The organism is Pedobacter sp. SYP-B3415 (genome assembly GCF_004138205.1).
GTDB lineage: Bacteria > Bacteroidota > Bacteroidia > Sphingobacteriales > Sphingobacteriaceae > Pedobacter.
This window is the reverse complement of the sequence record NZ_RXNQ01000007.1, coordinates 1-13,513: the sequence shown is the minus strand read 5'-3', so window position 1 is coordinate 13,513 and position 13,513 is coordinate 1. Positions and strand designations below refer to the sequence as shown.

Annotated in this window: 10 protein-coding genes; 9 read left to right on the top strand and 1 reads right to left on the bottom strand. The window is 47.8% G+C overall.

All coding sequences use genetic code 11. The features are described from left to right. The first annotated feature begins 6 nt into the window (after positions 1–6). The 9 genes from EJV45_RS04415 to EJV45_RS04375 all read left to right on the top strand — a co-directional run bounded on the left by EJV45_RS04415 (position 7) and on the right by EJV45_RS04375 (position 12,175). On the top strand, positions 7–1,710 hold the full coding sequence (locus tag EJV45_RS04415) for a hypothetical protein (protein ID WP_129714449.1): 1,704 nt from the start codon (positions 7–9) through the stop codon (positions 1,708–1,710). Positions 1,711–1,747: 37 nt separating this feature from the next. Next, positions 1,748–3,091 (top strand): SPOR domain-containing protein, encoded by a 1,344-nt coding sequence (locus EJV45_RS04410; protein WP_205942326.1) that lies wholly within the window; start codon positions 1,748–1,750, stop codon positions 3,089–3,091. Between the two features lie 8 nt (positions 3,092–3,099). Further along, a complete protein-coding gene (locus tag EJV45_RS04405; protein ID WP_129714447.1) occupies positions 3,100–3,813 on the top strand; it encodes a MotA/TolQ/ExbB proton channel family protein in 714 nt (237 codons plus the stop codon). Next, entirely contained in the window at positions 3,810–4,211 is a 402-nt protein-coding gene (locus EJV45_RS04400; protein WP_129714446.1) for a biopolymer transporter ExbD, read from the top strand. The genes EJV45_RS04405 and EJV45_RS04400 overlap by 4 nt, the downstream gene beginning before the upstream one ends. Then, on the top strand, positions 4,211–5,023 hold the full coding sequence (locus tag EJV45_RS04395; protein WP_129714445.1) for an energy transducer TonB: 813 nt from the start codon (positions 4,211–4,213) through the stop codon (positions 5,021–5,023). The genes EJV45_RS04400 and EJV45_RS04395 overlap by 1 nt, the downstream gene beginning before the upstream one ends. Positions 5,024–5,065: 42 nt before the next feature. Beyond that, on the top strand, positions 5,066–6,355 hold the full coding sequence (locus EJV45_RS04390; protein ID WP_129714444.1) for a folylpolyglutamate synthase/dihydrofolate synthase family protein: 1,290 nt from the start codon (positions 5,066–5,068) through the stop codon (positions 6,353–6,355). Between the two features lie 74 nt (positions 6,356–6,429). Beyond that, complete coding sequence (gene pafA / locus EJV45_RS04385; protein WP_129714443.1) at positions 6,430–8,082, top strand: alkaline phosphatase PafA; 1,653 nt, start codon at positions 6,430–6,432, stop codon at positions 8,080–8,082. Positions 8,083–8,192: 110 nt separating this feature from the next. Continuing rightward, entirely contained in the window at positions 8,193–11,561 is a 3,369-nt protein-coding gene (locus EJV45_RS04380) for a methylmalonyl-CoA mutase family protein (protein WP_129714442.1), read from the top strand. 11 nt (positions 11,562–11,572) lie between these two features. Beyond that, the gene (locus tag EJV45_RS04375) at positions 11,573–12,175 is read left to right on the top strand and encodes a DUF1080 domain-containing protein (RefSeq protein ID WP_129714441.1); all 603 of its coding nucleotides are present in this window, start codon (positions 11,573–11,575) and stop codon (positions 12,173–12,175) included. Between the two features lie 101 nt (positions 12,176–12,276). Here the strand turns inward: EJV45_RS04375 and EJV45_RS04370 are convergent, their stop codons facing one another. Beyond that, positions 12,277–13,257, bottom strand: coding sequence for an acyl-ACP desaturase (locus EJV45_RS04370; RefSeq protein ID WP_129714440.1), 981 nt, complete (start codon positions 13,255–13,257; stop codon positions 12,277–12,279). Positions 13,258–13,513: the final 256 nt, after the last annotated feature.

Here is a 13,513-nt window from a genome sequence, read left to right as displayed (position 1 = left end):
CACCAAATGAAACCGAATAAGTTCTTATATACAACAATGCTTCTTATGGCCACGGGCGCGGTTACGCTAGCCCAGGACAAAAAAGAAGATGATAAAGATAAAAAGGTAGTTGCAGAAGAGATTGAGGTAGTTCGTCCCTATAAACCTATTCTTGCTGAAGCATTTAAATTACGCAGAAGTCCGAACCTCGACGATGTCAAAACTTATAAAGCCAGGCTCAACTACAGCCTCACAGACCGCAAGCTCGAGCTAAACAGCGACATTTTGAAATTGCAGGCCCAGCAGGTTGCAGACGAAAAAGCTACAGAGCTGGTCAACAACTATGTAAAGGGAGGCTTTGGCATGAACGCAACTTCCCTGCTTGAAGCTTACGTAGCCAATGGAAAAGACGAAGCACTGCAGGTTGGCGGTTATTTCCGCCATTTCGGACAGGGCGGTACCATCCGCGGCCAGCGGTTTGACAAACAGGAGCTTTCTGTTTTCGGACGCACCATTCTTGACATGGCAACCGTAAGCGGCCGCCTGAATTTTGAGCGAAACGGCCTCAACTTTTATGGGTTTAATCCGGATGCCCCGGTCGATCTCAATCCCGATCCGGCAAAACAGCGCTTTAATTTTTTTGAAGCTGAAGGCGAGGTAATCAATAAATTTACTGAAGACGAAGATGCGCTCAGTTATGCTGTAAAATTGAACGGTTACCTGTGGGGAGATCAATATGCGGCAAAAGAAAATTACCTGACTTTAAACGGTTACGTGAATAAACGCATCAACAGCTTCAATCTCGGGCTGGCAGCAGGCGGTGAGTTTGGAAGTACACGCGATGCACTGACCAGCGTTAAAAACAACATCCTGCGATTAAACCCGTACATACGCCTGCAGGCGAATGGTGTGAAAATTACAGCCGGAATCAACTTTGTACAGGAATTCGGCTTATACGAAAGCACCCGCCTCTTCCCGGCCATTACAGCAGACTTTACGCTGATTCCAGACTATTTGCAGATCTTCGGCGAAGTTAAAGGCGACGTGAACAGGAATTCGCTGAAGAACTTTACAGATGAAAATCCCTGGTTAAATACCAATATTAATATCAGGAATACGGTAGAAAAAATGAGCATAAGCGGCGGCATCAAAGGCACCGGCGGTCCGGGTTTTGGCTATAAAGCGCGCTTCTATCATAAAACGCTTACTGATATGCCCCTGTTCGTAAACAATTTCGATGACTTTAGCCGCTTTGATGTGATCTATGACTTCGGAAACATGAAACTTACCGGCATTGAAGGCGAACTTTCGGTGCAGGTTAGTGACGATCTGCGCTGGACCGGAAAACTGAATTTTGATAATTACAAACCGGCATCGGAAAGTGCAGCATGGTTCAAACCGCAGATGCGCCTGAGTTCAAACTTTTTATACAATATCACTGATAAAATATCTTTCAACGCTTCACTGGCTGTACAGGATGACAGCAAAGCGAAGATCTATACAACTGCGCCGGTTCCTGCCGGACAATATGTAGTACCCGATCCGGGGATCGAACAAACCGTTACCATCAGCGGATTTGCGGACATCGGTGCAGGTGCAGAATACAGGATCAATAAACAGTTCACGGTTTTTGCACGTGCAAACAACCTTTTGAACAACAAATACAGTAAATTTCTTTACTATCAATACAACGGTTTAAATATCTTTGGCGGTCTGACTTATTCGTTTTAAACAGCGAAGCCGGTACAAACCCAAATGATTAATGCGCATGGATCTCACCATTTACCTTTCTTCCCTTCTCAACCACCACAAAGAAGTTGGTGTTGACGGATTGGGTACATTTCTGAAACGAAAAGTTCCGGGAAGGTATGATGCCGCCCAACGCATGTTTGTTCCACCGGCATCTGTACTTGCATTCGTACCGGAACTCCAGGAAGATAAACTGCTTCCCGGCCTCCTCGCTTCAGAAAGACAACTTGACCAGGATTCCGCCCGGAAGGCCGTCGGGGAATTTTCCCGGCAGGTCAAAGAAGCTGTTCATACTTCGGGAGCGTATGTGCTTTCCGGACTAGGCATTCTTCGTATGGCCGGGAACGAAATAGTTTTCGAAGCCAATGCAGACGCGACTGCCTCAGAATTTTATGGCTTGCCGCCGATGGCAGAAACAGTGTTTGAAACACCAGCCGGAGATGAGGTGCCTTCTGCTCCGCAGGATGCCTTACAGGCCGCCGACAATTCGGAAGAGACCGACCCTGTGGTCGAATCGATCGATGTAAAGACTGGTGAGGAAGCTGTCACCGAAGGTAACGATGAATTACCGACAGAGGCCGCTGCCGAAGCTGATGAGCCGGAAACGAAGCCGGACACGTCAGCGGTAACTGATCAGCATGACGGTAAAGACGAAGCCGTTCCTGTAGCAACAGGTAGCAGTATGCCTACGGTAAACGAGATTCCAGCTACGGCCGGGCCTCAGGAACAAAATACGGCGACAACTGCCGGCGACCAGGAGTTACCGAAAAAAGCCTGGGTCTTTGACAAAGTAGAACCAACCGAGATCACAGAGCCGCCAGCTGCACCGCCGGTTTATACCGAGGACCGTAAGGGCATATCAACCGGTATGAAAATCCTGATCGGAATCCTGATTGTTCTTGCAGCCCTTGCTGCTGCTTATTTTCTAAAACCCGAATGGTTCGGCCTGAACAGGCCAGCCGAAACGACAAGCGAAATGAGCAGACCCGCTTTACCGCCGGTCACAGACAGCATTCCACGGGATACTGTCAGTGTACAAAAAGATACGGGAGCAATCAAAAAACCATCCGCTTCCGCTCCGGTAAAACCAAAGCAGGATACGGTAAAGACCGTCAAATCAAATGGACAGCCAAGTTACGAGGTCATTGCCTCAGCTTGGCAAACTGAAAAAAAAGCAGCCGCCTTTATTCAGCAAATGAAACAACGCGGTGTTAAAGCCCATATTGTTGAGATCGGCGGACCGATGATCCATATAAGCATAGGGTCTTTCAAATCCTATGCAGAAGCAGAACAAAACCTACCCGCGCTGCGTAAAAAATCAGGCAGTAACGGGGCCTATGTACACACAAAAAAACCAAATTAATTTAACACATGATTACATTTTTGCAAGGTGCCACCGATACCGTGAAGCAGGTCGTAGACAGCGCTCAGAGCGCAGCGCCAAATGTTTTATCCGCTCCGCCTGAAGAGCTTCGTTTTATTGACCTGATCATCAAAGGCGGTTGGGTAATGATCCCGATCGGGATACTTGCGTTTCTCGGTTTGGTTATTTTTATCGAGCGTTATCTCACCATACGCAAAGCATCGCGGAACGAAACCAATCTGATGGTGCAGGTGAAACAAAGCATCCTGTCGGGAAGGCTCGACGGAGCGATCGCGTTATGCAAAAACAGCAACACACCACTTGGCCGCATGTTGCAGAAAGGTCTTCTGCGCGTAGGCAGGCCTATCAAGGATATTGAAGGCGCTATTGAAAATATTGGTAAACTGGAAGTATCAAAGCTTGAGAAAAACGTAGGTATTCTGGGAATCATTGCGGGTATTGCACCCATGCTTGGGTTTGTGGGAACCATTATCGGTGTAATTTCAATCTTCCACCAGGTATCTATTAAGGGCGTAATCGAAATCGGTACAATTTCAGGCGGTCTATATACAAAGATGATAACATCAGCTTCGGGTCTGATCATAGGTATCGTTGCTTACGTGGGTTACCATGTGCTGAATATGATGATAGAAAAGATCATCCTGAAAATGGAGACCGATGCAATTGAGTTTATTGACTTACTTGAAGAACCCGGACGATGAATTTTAGAAAAAGACAAAAGGGAACTGTAGAGGTCAGTACGTCTGCCCTGAACGACATCATGTTCTTCCTGTTGTTGTTTTTCCTGCTGGCATCAGCTGTAGCCAATCCTGAAGTGGTAAAATTGCTGCTGCCCCGTTCACAATCGGGCGAACAGCTGGTTGCAAAAAAGACGATCACGGTTTCAATCGATGAAAACAAAAATTACTTCATCGAAAAGCAGCCTGTGAATTTGGAAAAGCTGCAAAGTAAGATCGAAGCATATACAAAAGAGGCACAGGAATTGACCATTATTTTGTATGTTTATAGGGATATTCCTACAGAAACGACCATCCAGATCATTGATATTGCCAACAAGGCAAAGGCTAAACTGGTGCTGGCTGTAGAACCGAAAAAGTAATGCAATACCGCGAAGAAAATAATTATCCGAAGGCACTTGCCATCTCTACCGGAGTATTTATCGTATTTCTGGCAATCAGCTTTCTATATCTTATCGGAACCCCTTTCACGCAGGAACAACTGGGTACAGGCGGTGTCATTGTCAATTTTGGCACATCGCCCGAAGGGATGGGCGACGATTATACAAGCATTGAGGAGCCTTCAATGGCGCCAAATGCGAACGGACAGATGCCTGATAAGGTAATTACCGAGCAGGAAACAAAGCCTACACCAAACACACAGGCGAGCGACAAAAATGTCGTTACGCAAGATAACGAAGACGCGGCAACCGTTAATACAAAAGATAACAAATCTAACGCTGCCCCGAATGCCTCCAACAACACCAAGCCTGTCGAGCAAACCATCAACCAGAACGCACTTTATAAAGGCAAAGCAAATAAAGGGATGGGCCGTGGCGATGGCACCGGCAGCACCCCAGGCAACCAGGGAGATCGCGATGGAGACCCGCTTGCAACCAATTATGGTGAAGGTGGTTCCGGCTTCGGCAACAAACCGATAGAACTGCGCAGCTTCACTAACCTCGTTGTGCCAAAAGATGATGGTCAGAAAACCGGTAAGATTGCCGTTCGTATCTACATCAATGCAGATGGCATTGTTACAAATGCACAGGCGGGGGTAAAAGGAACGACGCTGTCTGACAAGGCGTTGTGGGAAAAATGCCGGGAGGCAGTTATGGGCGCTACACTGACACGCTCAGCTTCCGGTAACAATCAGCAGGTCGGCGTTGTAGTCTTTAATTTCAAAGTGAAATAAGTTTATGCGCCCCCCGGCGCAGTTCATAACTTTGCAGTGTTTATGAACTACGATCAAACGCTTGAGTACCTCTACCGCAGGTTGCCCATGTTTACCCGGGTTGGCGCTGCTGCAATCAAAAAAGGCCTCGGCAATATCCTTGCGCTGTGCGAGGCACTGGGAAATCCACAACAAACCTTTCGTTCTATTCATATAGCAGGAACAAACGGAAAAGGTTCCTGTTCACATATGATGGCCTCCATCCTGCAGGAAGCAGGCTATCGGACCGGCCTTTATACCTCTCCGCACCTGAAAGATTTCCGCGAACGCATCCGTGTAAACGGAAAGATGATCGCCAGGCAGGACGTGGTCGATTTCATCGAACAGAACCGGCAACTCATCGAGGAGCTTGAGCCATCATTTTTCGAAGTTACGGTCGCACTCGCTTTCAGGCATTTTGCGCAATCAGGGGTAGAAATTGCTGTTGTCGAAGTCGGATTGGGCGGGCGACTGGACTCAACGAACATTATCCAGCCTGTTCTTTCTGTCATTACAAACATCAGCATGGACCATGTGGCGCTGCTTGGCAATACCTTGCCGCTTATTGCTGCAGAAAAGGCGGGCATTATCAAAAAAGGCATCCCGGTTGTCATCGGTGAAACGCAGGCTGAAACAACTGCCGTTTTTCTCCAGAAAGCCGCCGACATGCAGGCACCGATTTATTTTGCCGACCAGATGCTCAGCACATTCGGAGTAAGCAGGCAACAGGACCGGCTTAAGCTTTCAGTACGTCGTGATCTGGCAGATATTTATCCTGAACTGACCTGCGACCTCAGCGGAACCTACCAGGAAAAAAACATCCGCACAATCATTGCAGCTACCGAAGTGCTGCGCCAGTCTGCTCTTTGTGAGCTGCATGAACAGTCAATCAGAAACGGTCTGAACGCTGTAAAAAGCAACACCGGACTACAGGGTCGCTGGCAGACGCTATCAAAAGAGCCGCTGGTTATCTGCGATACGGGTCATAACGAGGCCGGGATCCGGGAGGTACTTCAAAATATATCAGATACGCCATACGAAAACCTTCATATGGTTTTCGGCATGGTAAGCGACAAGGACGTGACGGGTGTATTAAGCATGCTGCCAAAACACGCTAAGTATTACTTCTGTAGTCCGAAACTGGAAAGGGCACTCGCAGCTGAGATGCTGCAGCAACTGGCAGCTTTGCAGGGGCTGGAGGGCGAGGTGTTTGAAAGTGTGACTAAAGCGCGGGCAGCGGCCGAACAAAGTGCCGCGAGAAATGATCTGATTTTCATCGGCGGCAGTACGTTTGTCGTTGCCGAAGCAATTTGAGCAACAATCCTATAACGTGTTTTTTACAGGAAGTTTATATCAAAATAGCTAGTTTTAGCACTCAACCAAAACAAATGAAAAAACTTAGTCTCTTTGCTTTTTTAGCACTCGCATGTGTTTGTACACACCTGCGCGCTCAAAAGAAAACAGCAACAGCTCCTGCCTATCCGGCAAAGATAGCAAGACCTAAACTGGTCGTTGGACTTGTGGTCGACCAGATGCGCTGGGATTACCTGTACCGTTATTATTCGCGATATGGCAAAGGCGGCTTTAAAAGACTCATCAATGAAGGTTTCTCGGCAGAAAACACCTACATTCCTTATACACCAACTTACACCGCCTGCGGCCATACCTGTATCTATACCGGTTCTGTCCCGGCCATTCACGGTATCATTGGAAATGACTGGACAGATGCACAAACGTTGAAACGCGTCTATTGTGCCGGCGACACAAGTGTGCATACAGTTGGTAGCGCGGAATCGCCCGAAGGGCAAATGTCGCCCCGCAATATGCTTAGCAATACGATTACAGATGAGCTGCGTCTCGCCACAAACTTCAAAGGCAAAGTAATTGGCATTTCTCTGAAAGACCGGGGGTCCATTCTCCCGGCTGGCCATACGGCGAATGCAGCATACTGGTATGACGGCAAGTCTGGTAACTGGATAACCAGTACGTATTACATGAAGCAGCTGCCTATGTGGCTGGAAGACTATAACAAGATGAAGCTGGCTAACAAATTTTACGCAAAAAACTGGGAACCGCTTTATCCGATCGCCACATACACAAACAGTACGACCGATGAGAAGGCTTATGAAGGCAGAAACAGTACCTTTCCCCACATGCTTACCCAATTCGTAAACCGAAATTACGATGCGATCAGAGGAACTCCTTACGGAAACACCATCACGCTCGATCTGGCCAAACTTGCACTTCTTTCTGAAGACCTGGGCACGGATGATGTGACAGACTTTCTTGCAGTGAGCTGCTCGTCGACAGATTATATAGGACATCAGTATGGTCCTAACTCGATTGAGGCCGAAGATGCCTACCTGAGGCTGGACAAAGACATAGAAGAGTTCTTTAACTATCTTGATAAACAGGTTGGAAAAGGGCAGTACCTGTTTTTCATTACAGCAGATCATGGCGCAGCACACGCTCCGGGTTTTATGGCTGAAAATAAACTGCCTGCGGGGGTTATAAGCGACAGTGAAATTGCTAAAAACCTGAATGCTACGCTGGAAGACAGGTTCCGGCTGAAAAAAGCCGTTCGCGCGGCACAGAACAACCAGATTTTATTCGACAGAAAGGTGATTGCCGATGCAAAAGCCGATTACAAAGAAGTTCGTGATGCAGCGATGGATTTTTTAAGACGACAGGAAGGTGTTACCGACGTAGTTGATCTGAAAAATATCTCGGGCAGCACCCTGACCGATGTACAGAAAAAAATGATCACGAATGGGTACAATGCAAGACGTAGCGGGGACCTGTATTATATTCTAAACCCAGGGTGGTTTAACGGAAGCAGAACCGGAACAACCCATGGAAACTGGAATCCCTATGATTCACATATCCCGCTCGTGTTTATGGGCTGGCACGTGAAGCCTGGCAAAACAAATAAAAACCACTACATGACAGACATTGCTGCTACCCTTGCGGCGATGCTGCGCATACAGATGCCGAATGGTAATGTCGGGGAACCGATTACAGAGCTGACGCATCAATATTAAACATGGAGGTCCCGAAACGGGGCCTTTTTTTTGCCCGCAGATCGCTCTCATTCACCATATCCCGGCCATAAATAGTAACTTTAGGATTGTTAAGAGCCAAATATATCTGCATGGAGCAAGAGGAAATTTATAAACCTGAAAATAAGGTCCGGTTCGTTACTGCCGCCTCGCTTTTTGACGGGCATGACGCAACGATCAATATCATGCGTCGTATTCTTCAGGCTTCGGGTGCTGAGGTTGTACACCTGGGGCACAACCGCTCTGTCGAAGAGGTTGTTAGCTGCGCTATTCAGGAAGATGTTCAGGGTATCGCCTTAACCTCCTATCAGGGTGGTCATATTGAATACTTCAAATACATGTATGACCTGCTCAATGAGCTGGGGTCAGGACATATAAAAATTTTTGGCGGTGGCGGCGGCGTCATCCTGCCAAATGAAATCGACGAACTGCACAGTTACGGCATTGCACGGATCTATTCTCCCGACGACGGGCGAAAGATGGGGTTGCAGGGCATGATAAACGATATGCTTCGGCAAACAGACTTTGCTGTAGGTAATGTGGCGTCCCTCTCGGGGGAGGCTATTTTGGGCAGGTCGTTTCCGGCAATTGCGGCAGCCATCACCGCGTCAGAGAATGAACCTGAAAACGCAAGAGATTTCGTAAACAAACTGCGGAAAAAGCAAAACAAAAACACACCTGTATTGGGCATAACCGGCACGGGCGGCGCAGGGAAGTCGTCACTGGTTGATGAAATCGTAAGACGTTTCCTTATTGAGATCCCGGATAAAACGCTGGCAATCATTTCGGTTGATCCGTCGAAGCGGAAAACGGGCGGCGCCCTGCTTGGCGACAGAATCAGGATGAACGCCATTAGCGACCAGCGTGTGTATATGCGCTCGCTGGCTACACGTCAGGCCAATCTGGCGTTATCTAAACATGTCCAGGAAAGCATCGATATATGTAAGGCGGCAGGTTTTGATCTTATTCTTATCGAAACATCAGGTATTGGCCAGTCTGATACAGAGATTACAGAACATTGCGATGTTTCGCTTTATGTTATGACGCCCGAATTCGGTGCCGCCACGCAACTCGAAAAGATTGACATGCTTGATTTTGCAGACCTTGTAGCGATCAACAAATTCGACAAGCGCGGGGCGCCTGATGCTTTGAGGGACGTAAAAAAGCAATACAGGCGTAACCATCAGGCTTTTGATCTCCCTGAAAATGAATTGCCAGTATTTGGTACAATGGCCTCGCAATTTAACGACCCTGGAATGAACAATCTGTTCATGGCCCTGATCAGCAAGATCGCAGACAAAACAGGTGTGCAATTCGAATTAACTACAGCGCTTGTTACCGCCGAATCTGAAAAAACATATATAATCCCCCCGGAACGCATCAGGTACCTTGCAGAAATTGCAGAAGCAAGCGAAGCTTACGAAGCGTGGGTGGAAAGACAATCTGATGCCGCCAGAAAAATCTGGCAGTTGAATGATGTACTTGCTTTGCTTGACGAGGATGCCGATAAGGAAACCGCAACCCGGCTGAAGAGTCTCCTTGCCCTGCAGGATGAGCAACTTGACATACAATGCAAAAAAATGCTTCTGGCCTGGCCCTCTCTCTTCAGTGCCTACCAGCTGCCGGAATTCAGCTATCAGGTTCGTGAAAAAGAAATAAAGCAGCCTCTATATTACGAGTCTTTGTCAGGAATACACATTCCGCGGGTTTCGTTACCCCGGTTCAGGGACCATGGCGAGTTGCTTCGGTGGCTGCTGCGGGAAAACCTCCCGGGATATTTCCCTTACACCGCCGGCGTCTTTCCGCTTAAACGCGAGGGTGAAGATCCTACGAGAATGTTCGCTGGAGAAGGCGGCCCCGAACGTACCAACAAACGATTCCATTACGTGTCGCTGGGGCAGCCTGCTCACCGGCTATCAACAGCCTTCGATTCTGTAACGCTCTATGGCGAAGACCCGCATGTACGGCCTGATATCTATGGGAAAATCGGTAATTCAGGCGTAAGTATCGCTTCGCTCGATGACGCCAAAAAGCTTTATTCAGGCTTTGATCTGTGTGATCCCGCTACTTCGGTATCTATGACCATAAACGGGCCGGCGCCTATGCTGCTCGGCTTTTTCATGAACGCGGCGATCGACCAGCAATGCGAGAAATACATCCGCGAACATGGTCTTGAACAAGAGATGGAAACGAAGTTAACCGCCATTTTCCAGGAGCGCGGAGTAGCACGACCCATTTATGAAGGCGCTCTTCCCGAAGGTAATAACGGTCTTGGTCTGATGCTGTTAGGTGTAACCGGCGATGAGGTGCTTCCGCCTGATATATATGCCCGGATTAAGGCGCATGCCATGGCTACAGTGCGGGGAACCGTTCAGGCCGATATTCTGAAGGAAGACCAGGCGCAAAACACCTGTATCTTTTCGACCGAGTTCGCACTGCGCATGATGGGCGATATACAAAAGTCTTTTATTGAAAATAAAGTCAGAAACTTTTATTCCGTTTCCATTTCCGGCTATCATATCGCCGAAGCGGGGGCCAACCCGATTTCCCAGCTCGCCTTTACGCTGAGTAATGGATTTACGTTCGTAGAGTATTACCTCAGCCGCGGAATGCATATTGACGACTTCGCACCTAATTTGTCCTTTTTCTTCTCAAACGGAATTGATCCGGAATATGCGGTGATCGGGCGGGTTGCCCGGCGTATCTGGGCAAAGGCGATAAAGAACAAGTATAAAGGAAACGATCGCTCCCAAAAGCTCAAGTATCATATCCAGACCTCAGGACGTTCGTTGCATGCACAGGAGATTGACTTCAATGACATCCGCACAACGCTGCAGGCCCTGTACGCGATTTACGACAACTGCAATTCACTGCACACCAACGCGTATGACGAAGCGATCACAACACCTACAGAAGAATCGGTCCGGCGGGCCATGGCAATACAACTGATTATAAACCGGGAACTCGGATTAGCAAAGAACCAGAACCCGCTCCAGGGCGCCTTTATTATAGAAGAACTCACCGACCTGGTTGAGGAGGCTGTGCTGGCAGAATTTAAACGAATCAATGAGCGGGGCGGCGTACTCGGCGCAATGGAGACGATGTATCAGCGTGGCAAGATACAGGAAGAAAGTCTGCATTATGAAACGTTGAAACACACCGGGGCATTCCCTATTGTAGGTGTAAACACTTTTTTGAATAAAAATGGCTCACCAACCGTAACGCCCGGAGAGGTAATCAGGGCCACCGAATCAGAGAAAGAGACACAAATCCGCAACCTGGAGAATTTTAGAAAAGCACATGCAACACGCGCCGGCGAGGAGCTCAGCAAGCTGCAGCAGGCCGCTGTTTCGGGAGCAAATATTTTTGATCAGTTGATGGATGCATGCAAATGCTGTACATTAGGCCAGATCAGTCGCTCACTTTACGAAGTTGGCGGACAATACAGAAGAAACATGTAACCTAAAAAACCATGAAATACAAAATCATCTTAGCCATGCTGGCCATCGTGTTCATTGCTGCAGGCCTGCCTGAGAAAGGCTTTAAATCTATTTTCAATGGCAAGAATCTGAACGGCTGGACCGTACATGGTACCGAAAAATGGTACGTTGAGAACAAAGAACTTGTTTGTGAAAGCGGTCCTGATAAGAAGTATGGATATTTATCAACCACGAAAGCTTACGATAACTTCATCCTGGACCTGGATTTTAAACAGGAAGCCAATGGCAACAGCGGCGTTTTCATCCGCTCAGGCATAGAAGGAACGAAGATCAGCGGCTGGCAGGTCGAAGTGGCTCCTAAGGGTCATAGTACAGGCGGCATTTATGAGTCGTATGGTCGTGGCTGGCTCATCAAGCCAACAGCAGAAAAAGAGGAAGCTTTAAAACCAGGCGACTGGAATCATATGCGTATCCGTGTATCTGGTGATGAGGTTACAAGCTGGCTGAATGGAACAGAGATGGTAAATATAAAGGACGCCAAGATCGGCGCTGGTAAGGGATTTATCGCCTTACAAATCCATGACGGAGGAGGCATTAAGGTTCGCTGGAAAAATATAAAGATCAAACAGCTTTAAACACAAAGCCCGCTGACAAAAATCAGCGGGCTTTTTTATTGTTGAGACATGGGACACGAATGATCCGTCGTCTGATTTCTTTCTAACTTTTGTTTTGCACGCTAAGCCAGGATCCATTTGAATTTGTATTCCATAGTCGGATTTTTCATCCGCTCTGCAATGCGTGTCAGCCTGTCTGGCAGCGCAAGTAAATAATCACGCGCCTTTTCACCGGCATCATTCAGCTCACGGACCGCTTCGATATTCCAATCATTGATAAGCTGTTTAAGAATGTCGACGTAATCGGCTGAAGTATACACACCGAGGCGTTGCGCCGCATCTGTGAAGTGGCCAAATGTCTGCCCCATCTTGAGACCAATTTCTCGCAGGAAATGGGCGGGCATAACAATTTTCTTGCGCATCATATCTTCAAATGCAAGCATGGCCTCATTTGCATCTACGTCGAACACACGTGCAATAAAGTCTTTGTACGCTTTTGCATGGCGCGCTTCGTCAGAAGCAATGACTCCACACATTTTCGAAAGCAATGTATCACCGTCTTTTTTTGCCAGGCTGGCTACACGCCTGTGAGAAACATTTGTAGCAAGTTCCTGGAAAGAAGTGTAAATGAAGTTGCGATAAGGATCGCGGCCGGTACCAATATCGAACCCGTCAGCGATGAGGTATTGCGTAGAAATCTCCATCTGGCGCATATCCACACGGCCTGACAGGTAAAGGTATTTATTCAGCAAATCCCCGTGACGGTTCTCTTCAGCTGTCCAGTGGCGTGTCCATTTCATCCAGCCACCTTCTTCATCCAGCGATACGTCTTCAACGGTGGTCAGCCATGATTCATAGGTTGGCAGTGCTTCTTCGGTAATGGTGTCACCGATGAGAACAGCAACAAGATCGTATGAAAGTTCCTTTGCGCTTTGCTGAAGTTCTTTCACCTTTGAGAAGAAGTCATCGCGGCTGGCATCGGGAAGAAGGTCTGACGGCTGCCAGATTTCGTCGATGGGTTTCAGGTATTCGGGCATCTTCTCAAGCATATATTTTTCAATATGCTTCATAACCTCTTTTCTTTGCCCTAATCGAATATTCATACTTGCTAATTTCGCAACAAAGATACGGAAAAAGGTTTGGCTAACCTACCACTATTCCAAATAATGGACGGTAAACGGGTAAAACTGACGAGGATCAATTCTCCTGAAATGGGTGCCGGCGGTGGTCAGGCAGAAGTATCTGGATTTGTATAGAAACAAAAAGGCCTCAGCAAGTGAATGCTAAGGCCATATTGATAAGATTTGGCACCGACCTACTCTCCCACGTGTTACCGCAGTACCATCGGCTCTGGCGGGC